The sequence below is a fragment of the Microbulbifer variabilis genome (assembly GCF_023716485.1).
GTDB lineage: Bacteria > Pseudomonadota > Gammaproteobacteria > Pseudomonadales > Cellvibrionaceae > Microbulbifer > Microbulbifer variabilis_B.
Map to the genome: position 1 here is coordinate 2,213,110 of NZ_CP092418.1, position 23,093 is coordinate 2,236,202.

The following is a 23,093-nucleotide window of genomic DNA, read 5'->3' on the forward strand; positions in this document are numbered from 1 at the left end:
ATATAAATCATATAGATACGATCAGTATCTAAAGTGATTTCTCAAAATTTGGAAGCGGCAAATATTGATGAATAGTCGAGTGGAAATAGACACTGAGAAGGCGAGGCCGGCAACGGCTCCCGGTGATGCTGTCCTGGCTTGCCGCCAGCTGCGCAAGAGCTATCGCCAGGGCGGCAGAGATCTTGAGGTTCTGCGTGGTGTGGAGTTGCAAGTAGAGCGGGGTGAGAAGCTTGCCATCGTGGGGGCCTCGGGCTCCGGCAAATCCACCTTGCTCAACTTACTCGGCGGGTTGGATACGCCGAGTAGTGGAAAGGTTTGGGTGGCTGGCCAGAACCTGGCGACACTCAATGCCAATGAGCGCGGCTGGTTGCGTAATAGCAGTCTGGGTTTTGTCTACCAGTTTCACCATCTGCTCAATGAATTCAGTGCCCTGGAAAATGTGGCAATGCCACTGCTGATCGGTAAGCACAGTGTGGCCAATGCCCGGACCGAGGCCAAATCCATGCTGGAAGCGGTAGGCCTGGGTGAGAGGGTTGATCATAAGCCTTCGCAGCTCTCCGGGGGAGAACGCCAGCGTGTAGCGATTGCGAGGGCGCTGGTGACTCGCCCTGCCTGTGTGCTGATGGATGAGCCCACCGGCAACCTGGATAGAACCACGGCAGGGGAGATTCACAAATTGATGGACCGACTCAATCAGGAGATGGGTATCAGCTTTGTGATTGTCACCCATGACCCGGACCTTGCCGCGGCCCTGGATCGCTGCTTGCACCTAGTGGATGGCGAGCTTCTCAGTGATTGGCACCAAGGTGATCATGTTTAAGCCACTCCCAGCCTTTATCGGCCTGCGCTATGCCGGAGCCCAGCGCCGCAGCGATGACTCCGTAGGCCTGGTGTCATTTATTTCCGGCCTGTCGATGATTGGTCTGATTCTCGGCGTTGCCTTGATGATCGTGGTGATGTCGGTAATGAATGGCTTCGATCGCGAGCTGCGTGAGCGTATTCTCGGCATCATGCCCCACGCGACTATCTATAACGCCACTGTGGCGGTGGATTGGCCTGCTCTGCGCGATCAGCTGGCGGCGGATGCTGAGGTGGAGTCCGCGGCGGAAGTTTGGCAGGTGAACGCACTGGCTCGTCGTGGCAGCGAGGTTACACCACTGCTGGTGCAGGGGGTAAATCCGGACACCATCGTCAATGTATCGAATATCAATGATTTCCTCAGTTCCAATGCTTTTCCAGCCATGCTCGATGATTCCGAGCCGGGTGTAATTCTCGGGCGCGGAATCGCAGAAAAACTGGGAGTGGAGCAGGGCGATTACCTGTCTTTGATAGTGCCCAATAACGATGCGGCCTCGGGTAGCCGCCGCGCCGCTCGTGTGGCCGGTTTCAAGGTGGCGGAGGTCTTTCATTCTGGGACAGTTCTGGATCAATCTCTGGCCCTGGTTTCCTGGGAGCAGGCCCAGGGCCTGGCTGGCCAAAAGGGTGGCGCCGGCATCCAGTTACGTGTGAACGAGATGCTGGAAGCCAACTGGATTATGCGGCGACTTTTGAAAGACCTGCCTCGCGATGGCTATTACGGTACTGATTGGAGTCGCACCCACGGTAATCTCTACCAGGCGATCCAGATGTCCCGCAATCTGGTGGGGTTGCTGGTGCTGCTGATCATTGCCATTGCCGCTTTTAATGTGGTCTCGACTTTGGTGATGGTGGTAATCGACAAGCACTCGGATATCGCCATTCTGCGCACAATGGGCGCTAGCACACGGCAGATTCTCCTCGCCTTTGTCAGTCAGGGGGCGTTAGTGGGATTAGTTGGCGCACTCGTTGGCGGTGTATTGGGGGTCCTGGCTTCACTGGCGGTCACCGACCTGGTGGCGGGCCTTGAATCCACATTAGGCATTCAGTTCCTTAAGTCCGATGTGTACCCGGTGGATTATCTGCCATCAGAACTATCTTGGGCAGATGTGGCTTTAGTAGTTGGTGCGGGCTTCCTGCTCAGCCTGCTGGCCACGCTCTATCCTGCGTTCCAGGCCAGTCGTGTGCAACCTGCCGCGGCGCTGCGAAACGAATAGGCGGTTTTGATTGGTGCCGAGCAAGGCTTTCCATGTTTTGCGCAAGCTGCTGCCGCTACCGGCGGCACTTACTGCCTGGGTCCTCGTTCTTGTGGCGAGCCTTAAATTTGAAAGCTGGCGGGTAATGACCTTCTGCCCGGATGGTATGCGCGAAGGATCTGTGTGCTATGCCGCAGGTTGGCAGGTCTTACCTCTATGGTTGATCTGCCTGGGCGCTATGATCTCTGCCTTGGTGGTGGTTTGGGTGGTGGCCTTAACCGCCGCAGGAAGTCGGGTTAAGGCTGCATCCATATCTTTTTTGCTAGGGACTTTTGTAGCCCTGGCATTGGGGGCTGTCACCGATCATGCCCTGCCAGCATTGCTGGCCATAGCAGCAGGCGCTGCGGCTTTGGGTTGGGTCGACAAGTGCTTTGGAAGTGAGGCTAGCTGCTGACCGCTGAGCGGCGCTCAATACGTAGCTTCCAGCGTTTTACTACATGCCAGCGCCACAGGGCGCGCATAGAAAAATAGGCGATAGTGGCAAAGAAAACCCCCGCCAGCACTGAGCCAAAAAACAGCGGCATCCAGATTTTCCCTACTTCTTCCGTCAACCACTCCCAAGAGAGCTCGATATCAAAGTCCACCGGGGGCGTGCCCAGAATCCATGCGCCCAGTTTATAGGTGCTGTAGAAGATTGCCGGCATAGTCACCGGATTGCTGATCCATACCAGAATAATCGATAGCGGAAGATTGCAGCGCAGCCATAGAGCGAGCAGTGCGGCAATAATCATCTGCCCTGGCAATGGCAGGAAGCTGGTGAACACGCCAACGGCAAAGGCGACTGAAACTGAGTGTCGGTTCAGGTGAAATAGGTTGGGATCGTGGAGAAGAGTCCCCAGAAACTTGAGCCCATTCTTGGCTCGGATTTCTTCGGGGCTTGGCAGCCATCGCCTGATAATACTCTTCGGCATAACTCTATCTGAAACCTGGGTGCTGGCAGCCTTGTTAATGAGTGCTGTACCGGGGTTTGGAAAATTCGTTCGTCGGGATTTTTTCCCTACCCCAGATAAGCATAGAGCGCCCAGGGTGGTAGGGCATGCCGTATCTGGCGCGGGCGCTATTATGCCCACTTAGTGATGGCAAAACTACTACCGTGAAAGAAGTCATTTTACGCCATTAATTGTCAACAATTAGTCATGTGGATTCGAGTTGACGCCCAGGTCGCACTCATTTATGGTCTGCAATCCCAAAGAATTGTCGACAATGTTAAAGTCATATGGGTGTCACTGGAGCCAACAGCCCCTTGCGGGAGCCACATCAGAGCCTGGCTGAGCGCCTGTTTTTGACCTTGCGCGGTGAAATTGTGGAAGGTCGCATACCTGCAGGCAGCAAGATTAGTGAGCCGGAATTGGCCCGCCGCTTCAATGCCAGTCGCGGCAGTTTGCGTGAAGCCCTGATGCGTTTGGAGTCTCTGGGTTTGCTGGAGCGCCGGGTAAACATAGGTGCCCGTGTGGTGGAGCTGAGTGAGCGTGGTCTGCTGGAACTCTACGAAGTGCGCGAAGCTTTGGAGGGCATGGCCTGCCGCCTTGCCGCTGAGCAGCGCAGCGAGGAAGACCTGTTGGAACTGCGCCAGATGTTGTCGCGCCACGAACAGCAGGAAGAGCTGCAAGCCGGTAAGGCGTATTTTCAGCCGGAGGGAGACTTCGACTTCCATTTCCGTATTGTGCAGGCCTCGAAGAATGATCTGCTGATCGACACCCTGTGCAACCGTCTTTATTACCGTGTTCGTATGTATCGCTATCAGCTGGGCATGGCCAGCCCCAGGGCACAGCGCGCTTTTCGCGAACACAGCCACATTATCGAAGCCATAGAAGCGGGGGATGGTGAATTGGCGGAGCTGTTGATGCGCCGACATATCCGTGCTTCCAGGCAGAATATTGAAAATAAACTGAGGTAGAGCATGAGCCAAAAGCCTTCCGCCGGCGCGCGTTTCCGCAGCGCCCTTGCCGAGAACCAACCGCTTCAAGTGGTTGGCACCATAAACGCCTATTCCGCCATTATGGCCGAGCGTATTGGCCACAAGGCGATTTACCTTTCCGGTGCCGGTGTTGCCAATGCCTCCTACGGCCTGCCGGATCTGGGTATGACCAGCCTAGACAATGTGCTAGAGGATGTGCGTCGTATTACTGCAGCCAGTGAGCTGCCGTTGCTGGTGGATATCGATACCGGCTGGGGTGGCGCTTTTAACATCGCCCGTACTGTCAAAGAAATGATTCGCGCCGGTGCCGCAGCGGTGCATATCGAAGATCAGGTGGCACAGAAGCGCTGTGGCCACCGCCCGAATAAAGAGATTGTTTCCAAGCAGGAGATGGTGGATCGCATCAAAGCTGCCGTGGATGCACGCACCGATGATGACTTCTTTATCATGGCCCGCACTGATGCCTTCGCCCAAGAAGGTTTGGATGCCGCTGTTGAACGCGCTCAGGCCTGTATCGAAGCTGGTGCAGACGGTATTTTTGCGGAAGCTGTCACCAAGTTGGAGCACTATCGCGCATTTAAAGACGCGCTGAACGTGCCGATTCTGGCGAATATCACCGAATTTGGTAAAACCGAGCTCTATAACGCCAAAGAGTTGGGCGAAGCCGGCGCAGATATCGTACTGTATCCGCTGTCGGCGTTCCGAGCTATGAACCGTGCGGCGGAGAATGTGTATACCAGCATTCTGCAAAATGGTGACCAGAAAGCGGTAGTGGATACCATGCAGACCCGCGAGGAGCTTTACGACTACCTCAATTATCACGTATTCGAGCAGAAGCTCGATGAGCTGTTCAAGAAGTAATTCACTTTATAAACCGTGTGAGATGCCGGGTTAGGTTGCTTGCATGGCGGTTTTCGGACGAACACAGAAACTGTGCCTACAAAGGGGAGATAAGGAAGATGGCAGAAAAAGCATTGAGTGGCGCCGGCTTGCGTGGCCAGGTAGCGGGTAAAACTGCGTTGTCCACGGTAGGTAAATCCGGCTCTGGCCTCACTTACCGCGGTTACGATATCAAAGACCTGGCCCAACACTGCGAGTTTGAAGAAGTTGCCTACCTGATTTTCTACGGAGAGCTGCCCACCAGCGACCAGTTGGCGGAATACAAGGCCTTATTAAAAGGTTTGCGCGGTTTGCCGCAAGCACTGAAAGAAGTGCTGGAGCGTATTCCCGCCGATGCCCATCCGATGGACGTAATGCGTACTGGATGCTCCATGCTGGGCAACCTGGAAGGGGAAGAGTCCTTCGCGCAGCAGCTGGAAAAAGCCAACCGCTTACTGGCTGCTTTTCCCTCCATCATTTGCTACTGGTATCGTTTCACCCACGACAACGTGCGCATTGAAACGGATACCGACGATGACAGCATCGGCGGCCACTTCCTGCATATGCTGCGCGGTGAGAAACCCAATGCCCTGCATGAGCAGGTGATGAATGTTTCCCTGATCCTCTACGCAGAGCACGAGTTTAACGCGTCCACTTTCACTGCGCGTGTTTGTGCCTCTACCCTGTCTGATCTGTTTAGCTGCATTACCGGTGCTATCGGCACTCTGCGTGGCCCGTTGCATGGCGGCGCCAACGAGGCGGCAATGGAAATGATCGAGCGTTTTGCCAACCCGGATGAAGCAGAGAAAGAACTGCTGGGTATGCTGGAGCGCAAAGAGAAAATCATGGGCTTCGGCCACGCGATTTATCGCGAATCCGATCCGCGCAACGAGATCATCAAAGCCTGGTCTGAGAAACTGTCTGAAGATGTGGGCGATAAGGTCTTGTACCCGGTTTCCGTACGCTGCGAAGAAGTCATGTGGCGCGAGAAAAAGTTGTTCTGTAATGCCGACTTTTTCCATGCATCCGCTTATCACTTTATGGGAATTCCCACCAAATTGTTCACGCCGATTTTTGTAATGTCGCGTGTTACTGGTTGGGCTGCCCACGTATTTGAACAGCGTGCAGACAACCGCATTATTCGCCCGAGCGCTGAATATGTAGGTGTCGAACCGCGCGAAGTACCGCCTATCGCCGAGCGCGGTTAATTTTCATTTCACTATTGAAATGAGGCACACCCAGTGTGCCGGCTTCAGGTTGCCTTTTTGGGTGATCTGGAGCCTCTCTCAGAAGAGACACGACTTTAAAAAGATTCGACTGAACTGATTTACCTAGCTATGAATACTGATTACCGCAAATCACTGCCCGGTACCGACCTCGATTATTTCGATACCCGCGCCGCCGTTGACGCGATCCAGCCCGGAGCCTATGCCAAACTGCCGTATACCTCACGTATTCTGGCGGAAAACCTAGTGCGTCGCTGCGAGCCGGAAAAACTGTCCGACTCGCTGAAGCAGATTATCGAGCGTAAACGCGAGCTGGATTTTCCCTGGTTCCCGGCGCGAGTGGTGTGCCACGATATCCTCGGCCAAACCGCATTGGTAGACCTGGCCGGTCTGCGCGATGCCATTGCCGATAAAGGCGGTGATCCCGCCAAGGTAAATCCAGTTGTTCCTACCCAGTTGATTGTGGACCACTCCCTCGCGGTAGAGCACCCCGGTTTTGAGAAGGATGCTTTTGAAAAGAATCGTGCGGTAGAGGAGCGTCGTAACGAAGATCGCTTCCACTTTATCAACTGGACCAAAACCGCATTTGAAAACGTCGATGTGATTCCCCCCGGTAACGGCATCATGCACCAGATCAACTTGGAGAAAATGTCTCCGGTGGTGCAGGTGCGTGAAGGCGTGGCCTTCCCGGATACTTGTGTTGGTACCGACAGTCACACGCCGATGGTCGATGCTCTGGGTGTGATTTCTGTGGGCGTTGGCGGCCTGGAAGCTGAAAGCGTAATGCTCGGCCGCGCCTCTTATATGCGTCTGCCGAATATCGTTGGGGTGGAACTTACCGGAAAATTGCAGCCCGGGATTACCGGTACCGATTTGGTACTGGCTCTCACTGAATTCCTACGCCGCGAGCGTGTGGTCGGAGCCTACCTGGAATTCTACGGTGAAGGGGCTTCCAACCTGACCCTGGGGGATCGCGCCACTATTTCCAATATGACTCCAGAGTATGGCGCGACTGCGGCCATGTTCTCCATCGATGAGCAAACCATCGACTACCTCAAACTCACCGGCCGCGATGATGAGCAGGTAGCTTTGGTAGAGAAGTTTGCCAAGGAAACGGGCCTCTGGTCCGATACCTTGAAGGATGCCGAATACGAGCGCGTACTGAAGTTCGATCTGGACAAAGTAGGTCGTAACCTTGCAGGCCCCTCCAACCCTCACGCGCTGCTGCCGGCCTCGGAACTGGCCAATCGCGGTATCGCCAAGGCCTGGGAAGAGAAAGCTGGTGAGATGCCCGATGGTGCTGTGATTATCGCGGCGATTACCAGCTGCACCAATACCAGTAACCCGCGCAATATGATTGCCGCAGGCCTGATTGCCCGTAATGCGAACAAGCTCGGCCTGACCCGCAAGCCCTGGGTGAAATCCTCCCTGGCGCCGGGCTCCAAAACGGTAAAAATGTATCTGGAAGAGGCCGACCTGCTACCGGATCTGGAGCAGATGGGCTTCGGTGTAGTGGCTTTCGCCTGTACCACCTGTAATGGCATGAGCGGTGCCCTGGACCCGAAAATCCAGCAGGAAGTGATCGACCGCGATCTGTATGCCACCGCGGTCCTGTCCGGAAACCGCAACTTCGATGGTCGTATCCACCCCTATGCCAAGCAGGCTTTCCTGGCTTCACCGCCGCTGGTCGTTGCCTACGCTATTGCCGGCACCATCCGTTTTGATATCGAAAAAGATGCGCTGGGATACGATGCCGATGGCAACCCGATTACCCTGAAAGATATCTGGCCCAGCGACGAAGAGATCGATGCAATCGTACGTCAGAGCGTGAAGCCGCAGCAGTTCCGCGATGTGTATATTCCCATGTTCGAAGAGCGGGATGCCGCAGAAGAGCAGGGTCACGCACTCTATGACTGGCGCCCGATGAGTACCTATATTCGCCGTCCACCTTATTGGGAAGGTGCCCTGGCAGGCGAGCGCAGCTTGAAGGGCATGCGCCCGCTGGCGGTGCTGGGTGACAATATCACTACCGACCACTTGTCTCCCTCCAATGCCATTCTGGCCAGCAGTGCTGCCGGTGAATACCTGGCGAAGATGGGATTGCCGGAAGAGGACTTTAACTCCTACGCAACCCACCGTGGTGACCACCTCACTGCCCAGCGTGCAACTTTCGCTAACCCGAAGCTGCTCAACGAAATGGTTCGCGATGATAAGGGCGAGATTCGCCAGGGCTCTCTGGCTCGTGTCGAGCCGGAAGGGCAGGTTACCCGTATGTGGGAGGCGATCGAGACTTATATGGATCGCAAGCAGCCGCTGATTATCATTGCCGGTGCCGACTATGGGCAGGGCTCTTCCCGTGATTGGGCTGCGAAAGGTGTACGCCTGGCCGGCGTGGAGGCGATTGCCGCCGAAGGCTTTGAACGTATTCACCGCACTAACCTGATCGGTATGGGCGTGTTGCCGCTAGAGTTTAAGCCGGGAACTACTCGCGAAACCCTGGGTATCGACGGTACTGAAAGTTTCGACGTAATCGGTGAGCGTACCCCCCATGCCACGCTGACTCTACTGATCCACCGCGCCAACGGTGAGACAGTTGAAGCTCCGGTAACCTGCCGCTTGGATACTGCAGAAGAGGTTTCCATTTATGAGGCTGGGGGTGTTTTGCAGCGCTTTGCGAAAGACTTCCTCGAAGCAGAGGCGACGGCTTAAATGTTGAAATTTGTTCCTCAAGTCAAAATCCCCGCGACTTATATGCGCGGGGGCACCAGTAAGGGCGTTTTCTTCCGTTTACAGGATCTACCCGAAGTTGCGCAGGTTCCAGGAGAGGCCCGTGATAATTTGCTGTTGCGGGTAATTGGCAGCCCGGACCCTTACGGAAAGCATACCGATGGGATGGGTGGAGCCACTTCGAGCACCAGCAAAACAGTGATCCTGTCTGCCTGTGATAAGCCCGATCACGATGTGAACTACCTGTTTGGCCAGGTTTCCATCGATAAGCCCATGGTCGATTGGAGTGGTAACTGCGGTAATCTCACTGCGGCTGTTGGAGCTTTTGCGATTAATAGCGGTTTTGTGGATGCTGCGCGAATTCCAGAAAATGGTATTTGTACAGTGCGCATTTGGCAGGCCAATATTGGCCAAACCATTATTGCCCATGTACCTATTACCAACGGTGAAGTGCAGGAAACCGGAGATTTCGAGCTGGATGGTGTAACTTTCCCGGCAGCCGAAGTGGAAATTGAGTTTATGGACCCCTCGGACGGCGAGGGTGCCATGCTTCCCACCGGTAACCCAGTCGATGATCTCGAAGTGCCAGGAATTGGTGTACTCAAGGCGACCATGATCAATGCCGGTATCCCCACGATCTTCGTCAATGCGGAAGATATTGGCTATACCGGCACCGAGCTGCAGGATGCCATTAATGGCGATAGCAAGGCGCTCGCCATGTTCGAGACCATCCGTGCCCACGGTGCGGTGAAGATGGGCCTGATTTCCTCTGTGGAGGAAGCCGCGGCTCGGCAGCACACGCCGAAGATCGCCTTTGTCGCCAAGCCGCAGGACTACATTGCCTCCAGTGGAAAAAAGGTAGCGGCGCAAGATATTGATTTGCTTGTGCGAGCCCTCTCCATGGGTAAGCTGCACCACGCCATGATGGGTACAGCCGCCGTGGCTATAGGAACTGCAGCGGCTATTCCCGGCACCCTAGTCAACCTTGCCGCCGGTGGGGGTGATCGTAACTCCATTTGCTTTGGCCATCCTTCAGGCACATTGCGGGTTGGAGCCCATGCGAAAGTGGTTGATGGCCAGTGGGTTGCCACCAAAGCCATTATGAGCCGTAGTGCGCGCATCCTGATGGAAGGCTGGGTGCGAGTGCCAGGCGATAGTTTCTAGTCTTGGTATAATCACATCTTTAGGGGCGTGATACGCCCCTTTTTAGTGGTCGGCTTGTACTCTTGAAGGGTTTCTATTTTATTAGCCGGCTCACACAATACTTTCGTAGACTCTCATACAGCTTTGGGCTACCTTTCCCTGCACCCCGAGCCACCCATTCCAGCCCCTGGTTTATCCTCGGCCGCAATCTCACTCGGGTCTTACGCTGTTTCTATAAGAATACAGTTTGATTATTAGGTAGTGCTCTTGGCGAAATTACACATCGCCGTGCTTCTTATTGTTAGCAGGAAATAAACTTGGTAGCAGCCAAATCGTTAATGTCGCTCGGTGGCGATAACACTATCGATGAAACTCTATTTGCACACATCGCTAGGGATCTTACCGAGCAGGGCTATAGTATTCGCCATGCCGCACTACCCGAATCACTCTCCAGTGCGCTTTTTACCTATCAGCAGGAAATGAACGGAGAGAAATTTATTGATGCAGGGGTCGGGCGAGGTGACGATTACCTACGGAATGAATTCGTGCGAACGGATGAAATTTGTTGGATTACCGGGGAATCTGCTACAGGAAGAGATTGGCTCAGCTGGGCGGGCCAGCTTCAGGTTTATCTCAATAGGCATCTTTTTCTGGGGCTCTTCTCATTTGAAAGCCATTTTGCCCATTACCGGCCTGGGGACTACTACAAAAGGCACTACGATGCATTTCGCGGAGAGGCGAACCGGGTGCTCTCATTGGTCGTCTATCTTAATCCAGGCTGGAGCACTTCGGATGCTGGTGAGCTTGTGCTCTACAAAGATGAGCAGGATAGGGTCGGCACCAAAGTAACGCCGTTAATGGGAACGGTAGTGACTTTCTTAAGTGAGGAGTTTCCCCACGAAGTTCTACCAGCTAATCGGGATCGCTACTCCATTGCAGGCTGGTTTCGGGTAAATACTTCAGTAACCGATCGGGTTGATCCGCCCCGTTAAATTAATGAGTTACCCGCTTAAAATTAACCTCTAGTGAGCCACCTACCTAGGTAAACCTACTAGTACCCTGCGGTAACCGCAGGGTTTATAGGGTACTAAATCACCTTTCGATTGATTTAGAGATCCGATTGATCCTAATCGCGATCCGCCCCATCGTATCTCAGTTTCACAGAACTCTCCTTTTTGAGATTTTAACCTAGCCGACGTACAGCCGACGGCCCGTAGGTAAGCCACGCATAACAATCAAACCGGCTTTCCTGTTGCAGCAGATTGGAGAGACATCAATGACAATTAAAAAACCACTTACCCTTGCGATTGCAATGGCCAATATAGCGGTGGCCTCAGCCTGGGCACAGGAAGCTAGTAATCAAGAAGATGACTGGGCGTTGGAAGAAGTCACTGTTACTGCGACGAAGCGCGAAACCAACCTGATGGAAACTCCAGTAGCCATTTCCGCTTTCACCCAGGAAGAGTTAGATCGTCAGGGTATTAAGAATGTAAAAGATCTGGGCAGTACAATTCCCAATGTGGATATCGGCTATGATGCTTCTCAGTCTTCACCAGTGATTTCTATGCGTGGTGTTCGCTCTACCAATACTACTGAGTTTGGTGATCCAGCTGTTGGCTTACACTTCGACGGTATTTATTCTTCGCGCCCCCAGTCTGCAATGGCAATGATGTTTGACTCTGAAAGGGTAGAAGCCATGCGTGGGCCTCAAGGTACTCTTTACGGGCGTAATTCTACTGTTGGTGCCATTAATGTTATTTCAAAAAGACCGGTAATTAATGAGTTCGAAGGTTCCGTGGGCGTTGAGCTTGGTCGCTGGAATCAAGAGCTGGTCAAAGGCGTTATCAATATTCCGGTTTCAGATACCTTTGCTCTTCGTGCGTCCTTTATGGATGAGACACGGGATTCCTACCTTACCGGGTTTTATGACGTTAACCAGTGGGATAATCGCTATATTGATGCTGACTCTGTAGGTGCGGGTGTATTAGCTGATAACGCAATCACAACTTTTATTCAGGCGAATAACGCTGAAGGAGCCACAGACTATCAGCTGGTTAGGGCGGATGCTGAAGATTTTTATGGGAATGTTGATCAGCAAGCGGTGCGTATAGGTGCGTTATGGGAACCGACTGACGATATTTCTTGGTATGCCGTAGCGGAACACTATCAGGATAGTAGTGCAGGCGGCATCAACACTATTGACTGTGAAAAGGCTGAGCAGCGCGAAGATGGAACAACTTGTGAAACCTACTACGGCTCCGGTGCTGATGAGTACACCGTAGCGGTGAATGTACCAGGTGAACTTGATCTCACCATGACTTCATTCCGTTCTAACTTCCGCTGGGATTTCAGCGATACCATGGCGTTTGTGTATAACACCGGGTATGCAGTTCAGGAACGAAGCAACCTGATTGATATTGATGCTGGTCGCAATACCTGGGATATGAGTATGAGCATTACAGACTCAGAAAATGTCTCTTACTCCCATGAGTTACAGTTGCAATCTACAGGTGATGGTCCCCTACAGTGGATTACAGGTTTGTTTTATTTCCACGAGACCACTGATCTGAATGGTTACTTCCTGGCCTCATTAGATAATGCCGTATTCTGGAGGCAGCCAGATAGAACTATAGAAGCCAGCGCAGTATTTGCTCAGGCTACCTATGACCTTACTGATACCCTTCACCTAACTGTTGGTGGTCGATATACGGAAGATGAGAAGAGTGATGTAGGTGGTAACAACCTGAGTTGCACTCGAGACTGGTCCACTGAATCAGATGAAGAGTATGGCTGCTTCCCTGCCTATTTACAGGGCACCTTTAATAGCTTCTCTACGAACCACTTTGCTGACAGCTCAATTTATACAATTGATACTTACAATGATGCCAGCAAGAGCTGGGATTCATCCGACTTTCGAATTGGTCTCGATTATGACCTGACAGATGAAGTCATGCTGTATGCATATGTTGCAAGTGGATTTAAGTCCGGTGGTTTGGGTGATGTTGTCATCCAATATGAGCAAGACCCGGACACAGCTGAGTACATCTACGATGATGAGGGAAATCGGGTTGTTCAACAGGTAATTGACACTAGCTATGATGAGGAGAAGGTCATTACTTGGGAGCTAGGAGCAAAAGGTACTTTCTTGGATGGTCGACTAAATCTGGCTAGTACCTTCTTTTTCTCCGACTATAAAGATATGCAGCTAGCTGCACCTGATACTGCATACTCGTACTATGCGGTAGAGCGAGAAGGTGAGAACGCAGGTGAAATTACAACCGAGCCCGTCGTCATTTACCTTACTAAGAATGCTGCTAGCGCAGAGATTATGGGGCTAGAGTTAGAGTTTGACTGGGCCCCCTATCCGAATGGCCGAATCAGTGGTTTTGCTACCTGGATGCAAACAGAAATCACCTCTGATTTTCAGAACCGCTGGAATTTCAATAACCAAGCGTTATTCGAAATTTCGGATTACGGTTTAGCTCATGACAATACTAATGAAGAGCTCTTCCGAAATTTGAAGGGTAATGAGTTGCCTGTATCACCTGAATTCAGCTTCACAATCAATTATGATCACACCTTTGAGTTGGCCCAGGGTGGTGCAATTATTCCGTTTATAGGCATCCACTGGGAAGATGAGTCTTACCTGACCTACTGGAATGTTGACAAGCACGACTTCCCCACTGGTGATACTTCTGCTTTTGATGACAGTCGTGATTCCTTCTGGATGGTAAGTGCTTCCGTGAAGTATGTAAGCCCGGACGATCAGTGGAACGTTGAAGCCTTTGGTAATAACCTGACTGATGAGATTGTTCCCTACTACGCTGATGGAAGTGATGGCCTCGTATCTGGGCCATTCTCCACTCCAATGAGCTACGGTGTACGCTTTAACTACAACTTCTAAGTAGCTACTGTTACTCCATAGTAAAAAGCCGGGTCAATTTAGATGGTCCGGCTTTTTTTATGACTCGTGAGTGAAGTCAAAACTTCTCACGAGTACTTTAGCCCATATCAAGACATGCGTGTATCTTGGGGCTATGTAAACTGCTAGGTTCTGGTTTTACGCCAAATTATGCGAATCAGATAAAATACAAATAGGGCGATAAGCATCCAGGGTAAAAGGTAGGCGATTGCAGTGATTGCCTCAGATAGCCCATCAGACAAATTTTCACCAAAATGAGATAGGGAGTCTAATATGGGACTCCAGAAAGAAGTATAAGATTTTGAGTGTAATTCAATTTCAACCACATCCATCTGAATTCGCTTGAGCAGTTTAGCTTTTTTACCTTGTGAATACTCAATATCAGATTGTACTGATGCTAACCTTTCAGCAACCTTTATTAGAGTATCAATGTCACTCGCAGATTTTTGTTCCAGTTCTATAAGTCTCGATTGATACTGGAGTAACATTTCAAGTCGTTTTTGACTGTCGATAATTACATCCTGTAAATCATCTGCTTTGGTTTCCCGCTGTATCACTCCTCCTTGCTTTGATGCCAGATCAATGATTTTATCGACTCCGGTGGGGTGTATTCTAAGGTGAATCCTTCCGTAGGGCTTTTCATCATTACGGAGACTAGAATGCAATATAGTGCATTTTTTCTCCATCTCCTGTTGGCAAAGTAATTGGAGTTTGTGGAATACAGGTTCAACTTCTTCAGCAGGTAGTTCAGCTGTCAGGAAATGTTCGTAAGCAATATACTGATCTTGTTCACCTCGATTGCCCCCTGTGATAGGTTCCGGGAACCGGATATCTGCAACCCTGTTGCTGGTGGTATGGGCATTGGGACTGTATGAAGTTGTTGATCTATCACTGCTTGATTCTGAGCAGCCAGAGCTACTGCCCAATATAAGCAGGGCAAAGAAGTAGTTAAAGAGTCTCATTTTGATCCCGTTTTTTAGTTAATCCGAATAGATTCGAATCTAACATTGTCCGGTTTGCTTATAAAGATATGCGCCGCTGTACATGTTGTTTACTTGGAGTCATGCATTTGGGATTCATTAAGGGTCTCAACATTTGTGTTATTCTCATATGGGGCTGAGTGTTTGTTCTAAATTTGTGTATTGTTGGAAAATAGGTTATGTCGACAATAGAACTGGAAGAAAGGCGAAAGTTAGAGCTAATCGAAAAGATTAGGGGTTATTTATCTAAAGAATTTGAGTTGGAGATTGGCAGTTTTGAAGCGGAGTTCTTTATTGATTTTCTTGCAAAGGAGATGGGGGCAGGGTTTTATAATCAAGGTCTACATGATGCTCAGGTAATAGTGTCCTCTAAGTTGGAAGATATTTCTGATGCAATTTATGAAATAGAAAAGACTGTCGACTAGAAATATTGCCCCTATTGATGGCAATTTGATTCTATTGTTCTTGAGTTGTTCAGGGGTATTTTTTCTTGGGTTTTTCTGCTTGGATAAATAACATGGCTGCAAATACTAAGATTATTCCAGGTATAAAGTTGATAGAGAATTTCGTCATTTCCAATGCTGTAGCCAATGCCAGTACAAATACCGGATTCAAGAAGCTGTATGCTGCAACTTTGGTCGCCCCGATTCTTATTGTGCTAAATTGCAGTAGGAAAAAACTGATTAATGTTGTGAATAAGGCTAAATAGAATAGCCCTCCGTAAGTTTCGACAGGTATATTCCGCCATTCTATTTGGCTTAAACTTGGGAATGAAAGCAGTAATAACCAGAGGGCGCCAAATAGAATAACCCAGAATGTCATAACCTCTGTAGGCTCCCCTGAGTGGACTCTCTTGATCAGTGGATTATACAAGCTGAGCGATATAGCACCTAAGGTGAATATCCAATCCCCTCTATTTAGATCCAGCGTTATCGCTGTTGTAATACTCCCTTCAAATACAATCCAGGCCGCACCCAATGTTCCAAGGGTAAGACCGATGACTTTGCGGGCGCTGCTACGCTCACCATTGATGATCAAGGCAAAGACGGCAGTCATTGCAGGAACGGTTGTAAAAAGGGCGCCGGTATTTACTGCTGTGGTGTATTTGAGCGCTTCAAACATACACCAGAAAAAGATAACCAATGGGATGCTGAGTAGCGCATAACCCAGTAGCTTTTTGAGGTGTGGAAGCTGAAATCCATGCTTTAAGAATATGAAGGGAGCAAATAGCCCTGTTGCAATTAAGAACCGAATCATCATCAAGCAATCTGCCGGTAACGAATCGGCGATTAACGCACCAACAGGAAATGAGCCAGCGACAAGTAATGTGCAGGCTATCATCAAGCCGTGAACCCACCACAATGATGTGCCGCTGCTTGCCGTTGCTGTAGGGTTGATACCCCTTGAAAGTTCACGCATGACTCTTCCCTCAATAAAAGCGAGATCAGAGTAACTCGTTTCTGATAAACTGATAATCCATCAATTAAGATACATACTGTTGAGAAAAAGGAAACAGTAATTTATGGAAAGTTTTGCAGCCATACCGGTATTTGTCACAGTGGCCGAAACCGGTGGCTTTTCCCCGGCCGCCAAGTTGCTGGGGATATCCAAGTCTGCAGTTAGTAAACGGGTCAGTCAGCTGGAAGAGCAACTTGGGGTAAAACTATTACATCGCACCACCCGCAAGCTGAGCTTGACAGAGGCGGGTGAGCATTTTTTTCAGCATGCCCGAATCGCTTATCAGGCCGCACAGGACGCTCAGGATGCAGTGACTCAGCTTCAAGGTGAGCCTCAGGGGCGCTTGCGAATCAATGCCCCAATGTCCTTTGGCAGGTTGCATTTGGCACCACTTATCCCAGTGTTTCTCAAGCGCTATCCAAAAATCACGATTGATCTGGTGATGGACGATAAGGTGGTAGACCTGATTGGAGAGGGGTTTGATATCGCTATCCGTGGTGGTGACCTGCCTGATACCAGTTTGATTGCCCGCAAGCTGGCGCCTCTGGAAAGCGTGCTCTGTGCCTCTCCCGCGTACTTGGAAGAGTTCGGCAAACCGATCGAGCTTGAACAGTTAACAGAGCACAATTGTTTGATGTTTACTTATTCCAGAGATGTAAAAGAGTGGAATTTTATTCAGGATAACCATCTGCACACCATAGAAGTCAGGGGTAACTACCAGGTCAATAACAGTGAAGCGCTGCGGGAAGCCATTCTCCAGGGGCTTGGCATCGGCCGCCTGCCGACTTTTGTCGCAGGAGCGGATATCAAGAGTGGTCTCCTGGTGCCTTTGTTTGAAGAATATCAAATGCCGGCCAAGACTATTTATGCCGTATTTCCGGAGCGGCAGTATATGCCTGCCAAAGTACGGGCCTTTATAGACTTTGCCATTGAGTACTTTGGTGGCGACATTCCCTATTGGGATTGTTAGTTTGTAAACTTTTTCTCAACAATCTTTTAACAAAAGAGCCCATTATCAAGCCAGGAGAAACCCAATAAGCTTTCTCTCATCGACATTCACAAGATGATTAATTGTCAGAGGGAAATTATGGACCTGTTCACTGCTGTTGAAACTCGCCGTTCGGTCAAGCATTACGATGTATCTGAAAAGATGACATCAAGTGAGTTTAACCAGCTTATCCAAGCCACAATGTTATCGCCAACATCCTATAACATTCAGCATTGGAGATTCCTGCGAGTAACAGATTCCAGGCTTCGAAGCAGACTTAAGGATGCTGCCTGGGGTCAACAGCAAGTGGAAGATGCGTCTGAGCTGATTATTCTTTGTGCAGATATAAACGCTTGGAAAGATCGACCAGAACGCTATTGGGCTGATGCACCCAGAGAGGCGAGGGAACTTTTAGTCCCGATGCTAACTGACTTCTATAGAGATAAACCCCAATTACAGCGAGATGAAGCAATAAGGAGCTGTGGCTTAGCGGCGCAAACTATGATGCTTGCGGCAAAAGCACTGGGCTATGACACCGGCGCGCTGGTTGGATTTGACTCAGATAAAGTGGCCGAGCTTATAAACCTGCCAGAAGGTTATCTGATCGGAATGATGATAGTCGTGGGTAAGGCTAGCAAAGCAGCGAATGGACGTGGTGGCCAGTTAGCATTGGGTGAAGTGTTATTTGAAAACCAATTTTGAGCATAACTTACATACCGTAGTTTAGTATTTATGCTTGCAATCTGTAGGGCTGTTCTTGTGATCAATTATCCATATCTCCGCTAGTGGGATAATTGATCACAAGCGGATTAGAGCACAAAGTCAATTGGCGGTTATTGGGTGGGTAAAAAAATGAATCGGGTAGTGAATTGTTGTTCTCCGTGTGTCGCTGGCACCGAAGTTAAATTCCTGAATCTTTGCCATTAACTGATCGGTAAACGGCTTGGAATCGAGGCTGGAGCTGGCCAATGCGATATTGGCGACTTCGCCACTAGGTTCAATATCGATAATAAATTCCGCGCCGCCTTCAAGGTCAGGGTCTTGTTTGCGCGCACTTAAGTATAAACGATAAAGCTGGCCTTTGTGTTTATCAAATACCTGCTGAATTTCTACTCTGCTACGCTCTCGCTTTTTCTTAACGGTTTTTTTAAGGGTGGCATCTGCTATGGCTGGTGGTTTTTTATCAGAGAAGCTGGCGTTTCCGCTTTGATCGACCCACTGATAAATTTCCGCGCTTGCAAGATTACTGGAGAGTGTGAGACTGATACAGAATAAGCTTTGATAAGTAAATCGGTTCATTTATCCATTCATACTTCGATATTCTTGACCAAGTACTTAGTCTACTTTAGGTGCTACCTCTAGGGGGAGATTAGCGTATTGATTGGTTAAACCTAAGGTTCGTGAATTTTCTGTAACAATTAATCGCCAGGCTTTACAAGGTATCTTTGTACAATTTTCCCATCTGCTTCGATCTCAGAATCCAATAATCCACCACATGCCTTAATTGTATTGGCAGAGGCGGGGTTGTCTTTGTGACAGTGAATGTGAATTGTCCCGGCTTTCATTTCCTGAAGCCACTGGATCGAGAGCTCCATCAGGCGTTTACCGTACCCTTTACCTCTATACTTGGGTCTGATCCCCAAACCAATGTGCCCACCGCAGTGGGTAATTCTATCGTTCAGGTAGTGGCGAATATTGGTGACGCCTACGATTTCAGTTTCATCAACAAGCCATAGTGTAGAACTTGGGACAAAGCCTTCCGGTAGGTTTTTACCCTTTGCAAAGTTAATGAGCTTTTGGATGAGAGCTTCGAAGTCCGCATGATCAAAATCCATAGGAAAGGGATAGCGCTCTTCATCACCCAACTCTTTTATATATTGCTGATAACTAGCCTCATAGATAGCTGAAGGGGGTACTAATTTCAAGGTAATGCCTGGGAATTCGAGTAATGAATATGGTGAAAGCAAAATTTAGCATATAAAAATTAGGTGTGTAATCTCTAAAGAATTGTTAAAACATTTGAGTTGGCAGAAGGGGATAGAGGGACGGGTGTAAATGACTGCATCTCGGGTGCCCTATGCCAGGAATAGGGCACCAAGACGGTAAAAAAATTTTAAGCCGCCTGGAATTTCAACAAGACAGTACATCCTGTTTCTGACTGGGGAATATGTGCTGAGCCAATGGGGTTGTGAATAAATGATCCCTCAGGATGATCGTCTCTGCCATCATTAAAGACCCCGGAAATCACAAAAATTTGTTCTGCACCGTCAACATGTGTTTCCACACCTGGGAATCTGGCTCCAGGTAGAAACTCGAAGACAGACACCCAGCTTCCTGCTTCCTCTCTCCATAGACTTCTCTCGAATATGCCGGGGGCAACCTCCCTGGCTTCAATCTTCTTCCAGTGACTAGATGTGATGCCAGAAAAATTCACTTGATCCATCGAAGTACTCTCCCATCTTAAACAACAATATTTTGCGTACAAACTATTGTTGTTTAAGTTCGGGTTTACCGTCAAGTACTTTGCGCGCATAATATATGGGTCTGTTCAGTGAGTAATCAAGATGACCCCAAAAGAGTTCAATCTCCAAGAGTTGGTGTGTTTTGCCTTATATTCGACAGCGAACTCTATGGTGCGTGAATACAGGCCGGAGCTTGATCAGTTTGATCTTACCTACCCGCAGTTTCTGGTGATGATGAGCCTTTGGAATGAAGACTCTATTTTTATCAAAGAGCTAAGCCATCAGACTTACCTGGATGCAGGCACCTTGACTCAAGTTCTGAAACGCCTAGAGGCTAAAGGGTTTATCGAGAGGCAAAAGTCCAGCGTGGACGAGCGGGCAAAAGTGATTGTCCTCACCCAAAAAGGGTGCGATCTAAAGCAGAAAACCTCTCATATACTTGAAGATATGGCCTGCAAGGTCAGATTAACGGCTGAAGAGCAACAGGACTTGACCTCACTGTGTCATAAAATTTTATCCCGGCTGAAAAAATAGGGTTGGACCTTATTCAATCGTCCATCACTTTGGTTTGTTATTTACGATTTTTTAATAACTCTTTGGCTTTGTTTGGAACTGACTCATAACTTGGGTATTCAGGAGCCCTTGATGCACAAAGACTCAGTAGCTTTATCGCTTCCTTTTTCTGATTGACTTTAAGGTAAGCTATCGCTAGAGAAAGTTGTGCATCTGGTAGGCAGTAGTGGGGCTTTAGATCAATGGCTCTTTTTAAAACCGCTATAGATTGTTTCCAATGATTTAATTCTTGGAGGCACATACCATAAGCGATGTAATATCTTGGGTCATTAGATGAGGCCGTTAACTGTGCATAAAGCTGAAGAGCTTGAGAAAGCTTCCCAGAAGTTTGGAGCTCACAAGCCCTGCGATAGCTTTTATCTCTGTCCATATTGATAGTGCTAAATTTAATCGTTAATTCCTACATATATTTCAATCCGATCCACATTCCCGCTCTCATCCAACACTGCAATTTGATGCTGCCCACTCTGTGGTGAGAGTGCAAAATTTTGAGTGCCCAATGTTTCATCCTTTGGTTCGCCGTTGATAAACCAGTAGCGTTTCCCTTGTCCTCCTATCGCGCTGAGATTTATACGTGGTAAAGGAGCGCTGTTACCGGTAGGAAGGTATTGGTTACCATTGATGGCACCGACAATTTTCAGTGGGGTACCCGTAGTTGCGGTTGGGGCGTTACATTCGGGCGCTGTCGGTGGGATTTGTTGGTTCCGAGTTTGGTTGGTGGGCAACCAGGACTCCAGCTCCTTTGGCCACAGGGCAAGGCTTCTCTTTGTAGCAGAGGAGTCCATACAGCTGGGTTTTACCCGCAAGCCCTGTTGGTTGGCAAAGAAGTGGTAAGTTTGTGCAGCACGTAAAGGTTCTCCTTTTGGGGGGAGGGTTCGGGGCGCCCGGCCCTTGATAAGCCAGGCATTGCGCAGTTGGTGGCACAGTTCATCTTCGGTTAACGACTTCTGGCCTCCTAACGGCCAGCAGATTTCTGTTTGGATTATTGATTCGGGTCTTGCCAGGCGTTGCTGCTTGTTACCTGGTAGAGATGAAATCACTGCGTTTAACAATGGCGTTGCACTGATGGAGCCGTAGTAGCCGGGGAGGGGGGTGCTGTCTGGGCGACCTACCCAAATTCCTACGGTATAGCTGGGGGTTACACCGATCGCCCAAGCATCGCGGTAGCCGTAACTAGTGCCTGTTTTCCAGGCAATATCTGCTTTGCTTTGCCTTACTAGATTGCGCCAGCGGCGTGAGCCACCACTGTTGGAAGCCAGCATCTCAAATGTGATCCAGGCGGCCTCTGCAGACATCAGGTACCGCTCTCGCAGTGGAGTTTCGGGTAAATAGCGGGGTGCTGCGGATAGCCCGCCGCGTGCTAGGGCTGCATAAAGTCCGGTGAGTTGGTCCAGGCGGGTGCCAGCGCCACCTAAAATCATGGCTAGATTAGGTTTGCCGCCGCTGGGGAATTGCAGTGAGAGGCCGGCATTTTCCAGTGTCGCTGCGAATCGGCCGGGGCCGTAGTGCTCCAGCAATTGCACGGCTGGGACATTGAGAGAGCGCTGCAAAGCGGCAGTAGCACTGACCGGGCCGGAAAAACCTCGATGGAAATTTTCTGGGCGGTAATCTCCATAAATGCGCGGTGCATCACTGAGCAAGGAGGCGCTGTGGATAAGGTCTCCATCGATTGCCAGTCCATACAGAAATGGTTTGAGAGTAGAGCCGGGCGAGCGCGTGGCTCTCGCCATATCTACATAGCCATATCGACGTCTGTCACCGAAATGAGAGGCTCCCACATAGGCGCGTACAGATAAGTCGGAATTCTCCAGTACTATAACGGCGGCAGAAGTTTTCTGCGGATAGCTCTCCATATAATCGCGCAGATAGTCCTCCAGTCCACGCTGAATATTGCCGTCAATGGTGGTGATAATCACCTCTTGATCACCGATGCTTTCTACCAGCCAGCGGGATAAATGAGGGGCATTCTGTGGAAATTCCAGACGCTCCGCATAAACGTTTTCTAGCTGCGCGCGCTCGACCTCGTTTGCGCTCCAAACGCCGTAGACCTGTAACCGGGTCAGAACTTTATCCCGAGCTTTTTGTGCTCGATTTGGGTACCTGTCCGGTCGCAAGCGACTGGGCGCTTGGGGTAATACTGCCAGGAGTGCCGCTTCGGCGTGGGTGAGATCAGCGGAGGATTTACGCAGGTATAAACGGCTGGCGGCTTCCACGCCTTCAATATTGCCGCCGTAAGGTGCCAGATTGAGGTAGAGATCGAGAATTTCCTGCTTGCTGAAATGCCATTCCAATTGCAGGGCGCGCAACATTTGTTTGGTCTTACCGATTAAAGTCCTGTGATGTGGATCTAGCAGGCGCGCTACCTGCATGGTCAGGGTGGAGCCACCGGAGACCACATGCCCATTGCGAAGGTATTGGCTGGCCGCCCGAACGAGCGCAAAGGGATTGATACCTGGGTGCTGATAAAAATAGCGATCCTCATAGGTGAGTAGTGCCTCGATAAATCGTGGCGCTACTTCATCTTGCGTGATGGGGTAACGCCACACGCCGCGATTATCAGCGAAGAAACGCAGTGGCTTACCATGGCGATCAGCCACTACCCGCGCAAAACCATGTGTTTCAGGCAAAGGTGGGGGGAAAATAGTATCCAGGGCCAACAATGTGACTAAAAGAAAGAAAGGTGAGATCAGCAGCACGCGAAACATG

The 23,093-nt window shown here is 50.1% G+C and carries 22 protein-coding genes; 14 read left to right on the forward strand and 8 right to left on the reverse strand.

Annotated features, from left to right (window positions below; genetic code table 11):
• Nucleotides 1-67: 67 nt before the first annotated feature.
• From lolD to MJO52_RS09895, 3 genes are read left to right on the forward strand one after another with little or no spacing between them, the layout of a single operon-like run.
• On the forward strand, nucleotides 68-820 hold the full coding sequence (gene lolD, locus MJO52_RS09885) for a lipoprotein-releasing ABC transporter ATP-binding protein LolD (RefSeq protein WP_252085773.1): 753 nt from the start codon (nucleotides 68-70) through the stop codon (nucleotides 818-820).
• Nucleotides 813-2,072 carry a lipoprotein-releasing ABC transporter permease subunit gene (locus tag MJO52_RS09890; RefSeq protein WP_252085774.1) on the forward strand — a complete coding sequence of 420 codons (1,260 nt, stop codon included), beginning with the start codon at nucleotides 813-815 and terminating at the stop codon, nucleotides 2,070-2,072. Before lolD ends, MJO52_RS09890 begins: the two co-directional genes overlap by 8 nt.
• 10 nt (nucleotides 2,073-2,082) lie before the next feature.
• Nucleotides 2,083-2,505, forward strand: a complete 423-nt coding sequence (locus MJO52_RS09895) for a hypothetical protein (protein WP_252085775.1) — start codon at nucleotides 2,083-2,085, stop codon at nucleotides 2,503-2,505.
• On the opposite strand, the gene MJO52_RS09900 is transcribed toward MJO52_RS09895, so the two are convergent.
• Entirely contained in the window at nucleotides 2,495-3,022 is a 528-nt protein-coding gene (locus MJO52_RS09900; protein ID WP_252085776.1) for a DUF2062 domain-containing protein, read from the reverse strand. The genes MJO52_RS09895 and MJO52_RS09900 overlap by 11 nt on opposite strands.
• Nucleotides 3,023-3,354: 332 nt before the next feature.
• Here MJO52_RS09900 and MJO52_RS09905 point away from each other — a divergent pair, with 332 nt between their 5' ends.
• The 7 genes from MJO52_RS09905 (at nucleotide 3,355) to MJO52_RS09935 (ending at nucleotide 13,908) form a co-directional block, all read left to right on the forward strand.
• Entirely contained in the window at nucleotides 3,355-4,008 is a 654-nt protein-coding gene (locus MJO52_RS09905; RefSeq protein ID WP_252085777.1) for a GntR family transcriptional regulator, read from the forward strand.
• Nucleotides 4,009-4,011: 3 nt separating this feature from the next.
• Nucleotides 4,012-4,890 carry a methylisocitrate lyase gene (prpB, locus tag MJO52_RS09910; RefSeq protein WP_252085778.1) on the forward strand — a complete coding sequence of 293 codons (879 nt, stop codon included), beginning with the start codon at nucleotides 4,012-4,014 and terminating at the stop codon, nucleotides 4,888-4,890.
• A gap of 98 nt (nucleotides 4,891-4,988) precedes the next feature.
• A complete protein-coding gene (gene prpC, locus MJO52_RS09915; RefSeq protein ID WP_252085779.1) occupies nucleotides 4,989-6,116 on the forward strand; it encodes a bifunctional 2-methylcitrate synthase/citrate synthase in 1,128 nt (375 codons plus the stop codon).
• Between the two features lie 129 nt (nucleotides 6,117-6,245).
• The gene (gene acnD, locus MJO52_RS09920) at nucleotides 6,246-8,843 is read left to right on the forward strand and encodes a Fe/S-dependent 2-methylisocitrate dehydratase AcnD (protein ID WP_252085780.1); all 2,598 of its coding nucleotides are present in this window, start codon (nucleotides 6,246-6,248) and stop codon (nucleotides 8,841-8,843) included.
• On the forward strand, nucleotides 8,844-10,025 hold the full coding sequence (gene prpF / locus MJO52_RS09925) for a 2-methylaconitate cis-trans isomerase PrpF (protein WP_252085781.1): 1,182 nt from the start codon (nucleotides 8,844-8,846) through the stop codon (nucleotides 10,023-10,025).
• Nucleotides 10,026-10,321: 296 nt separating this feature from the next.
• On the forward strand, nucleotides 10,322-10,996 hold the full coding sequence (locus MJO52_RS09930; RefSeq protein ID WP_252085782.1) for a 2OG-Fe(II) oxygenase: 675 nt from the start codon (nucleotides 10,322-10,324) through the stop codon (nucleotides 10,994-10,996).
• 284 nt (nucleotides 10,997-11,280) lie between these two features.
• Nucleotides 11,281-13,908: a TonB-dependent receptor gene (locus tag MJO52_RS09935; protein WP_252085783.1), complete on the forward strand. Its 2,628-nt coding sequence runs from the start codon at nucleotides 11,281-11,283 to the stop codon at nucleotides 13,906-13,908.
• A gap of 143 nt (nucleotides 13,909-14,051) precedes the next feature.
• Here MJO52_RS09935 and MJO52_RS09940 read toward each other — a convergent pair whose 3' ends face one another.
• The gene (locus MJO52_RS09940) at nucleotides 14,052-14,888 is read right to left on the reverse strand and encodes a DUF4349 domain-containing protein (protein WP_252085784.1); all 837 of its coding nucleotides are present in this window, start codon (nucleotides 14,886-14,888) and stop codon (nucleotides 14,052-14,054) included.
• 197 nt (nucleotides 14,889-15,085) lie between these two features.
• On the opposite strand from MJO52_RS09940, the gene MJO52_RS09945 reads away from it, so the two are divergent.
• Nucleotides 15,086-15,331 (forward strand): DUF2164 domain-containing protein, encoded by a 246-nt coding sequence (locus tag MJO52_RS09945; RefSeq protein WP_152453703.1) that lies wholly within the window; start codon nucleotides 15,086-15,088, stop codon nucleotides 15,329-15,331.
• Between the two features lie 49 nt (nucleotides 15,332-15,380).
• On the opposite strand, the gene MJO52_RS09950 is transcribed toward MJO52_RS09945, so the two are convergent.
• Nucleotides 15,381-16,325: a DMT family transporter gene (locus tag MJO52_RS09950; RefSeq protein WP_252085785.1), complete on the reverse strand. Its 945-nt coding sequence runs from the start codon at nucleotides 16,323-16,325 to the stop codon at nucleotides 15,381-15,383.
• A gap of 103 nt (nucleotides 16,326-16,428) precedes the next feature.
• Here MJO52_RS09950 and MJO52_RS09955 point away from each other — a divergent pair, with 103 nt between their 5' ends.
• A complete protein-coding gene (locus MJO52_RS09955; protein ID WP_252085786.1) occupies nucleotides 16,429-17,334 on the forward strand; it encodes a LysR family transcriptional regulator in 906 nt (301 codons plus the stop codon).
• A 117-nt stretch (nucleotides 17,335-17,451) separates the two neighbouring features.
• Nucleotides 17,452-18,054: a nitroreductase family protein gene (locus tag MJO52_RS09960; protein WP_252085787.1), complete on the forward strand. Its 603-nt coding sequence runs from the start codon at nucleotides 17,452-17,454 to the stop codon at nucleotides 18,052-18,054.
• Between the two features lie 120 nt (nucleotides 18,055-18,174).
• Here MJO52_RS09960 and MJO52_RS09965 read toward each other — a convergent pair whose 3' ends face one another.
• From MJO52_RS09965 to MJO52_RS09975, 3 genes are all read right to left on the reverse strand, one after another.
• Nucleotides 18,175-18,651: an AgmX/PglI C-terminal domain-containing protein gene (locus tag MJO52_RS09965; RefSeq protein ID WP_252085788.1), complete on the reverse strand. Its 477-nt coding sequence runs from the start codon at nucleotides 18,649-18,651 to the stop codon at nucleotides 18,175-18,177.
• A gap of 119 nt (nucleotides 18,652-18,770) precedes the next feature.
• Nucleotides 18,771-19,277: a GNAT family N-acetyltransferase gene (locus tag MJO52_RS09970; RefSeq protein ID WP_252085789.1), complete on the reverse strand. Its 507-nt coding sequence runs from the start codon at nucleotides 19,275-19,277 to the stop codon at nucleotides 18,771-18,773.
• A gap of 188 nt (nucleotides 19,278-19,465) precedes the next feature.
• Nucleotides 19,466-19,795: a cupin domain-containing protein gene (locus tag MJO52_RS09975; RefSeq protein ID WP_252085790.1), complete on the reverse strand. Its 330-nt coding sequence runs from the start codon at nucleotides 19,793-19,795 to the stop codon at nucleotides 19,466-19,468.
• A 121-nt stretch (nucleotides 19,796-19,916) separates the two neighbouring features.
• Here MJO52_RS09975 and MJO52_RS09980 point away from each other — a divergent pair, with 121 nt between their 5' ends.
• The gene (locus MJO52_RS09980; protein WP_252085791.1) at nucleotides 19,917-20,348 is read left to right on the forward strand and encodes a MarR family winged helix-turn-helix transcriptional regulator; all 432 of its coding nucleotides are present in this window, start codon (nucleotides 19,917-19,919) and stop codon (nucleotides 20,346-20,348) included.
• A 37-nt stretch (nucleotides 20,349-20,385) separates the two neighbouring features.
• On the opposite strand, the gene MJO52_RS09985 is transcribed toward MJO52_RS09980, so the two are convergent.
• Together MJO52_RS09985 and pbpC are read right to left on the reverse strand one after the other, a co-directional pair.
• Nucleotides 20,386-20,757: a tetratricopeptide repeat protein gene (locus tag MJO52_RS09985; RefSeq protein WP_252085792.1), complete on the reverse strand. Its 372-nt coding sequence runs from the start codon at nucleotides 20,755-20,757 to the stop codon at nucleotides 20,386-20,388.
• A 16-nt stretch (nucleotides 20,758-20,773) separates the two neighbouring features.
• Nucleotides 20,774-23,092 carry a penicillin-binding protein 1C gene (gene pbpC / locus MJO52_RS09990; protein WP_252085793.1) on the reverse strand — a complete coding sequence of 773 codons (2,319 nt, stop codon included), beginning with the start codon at nucleotides 23,090-23,092 and terminating at the stop codon, nucleotides 20,774-20,776.
• Between the last annotated feature and the right edge of the window lies 1 nt (nucleotide 23,093).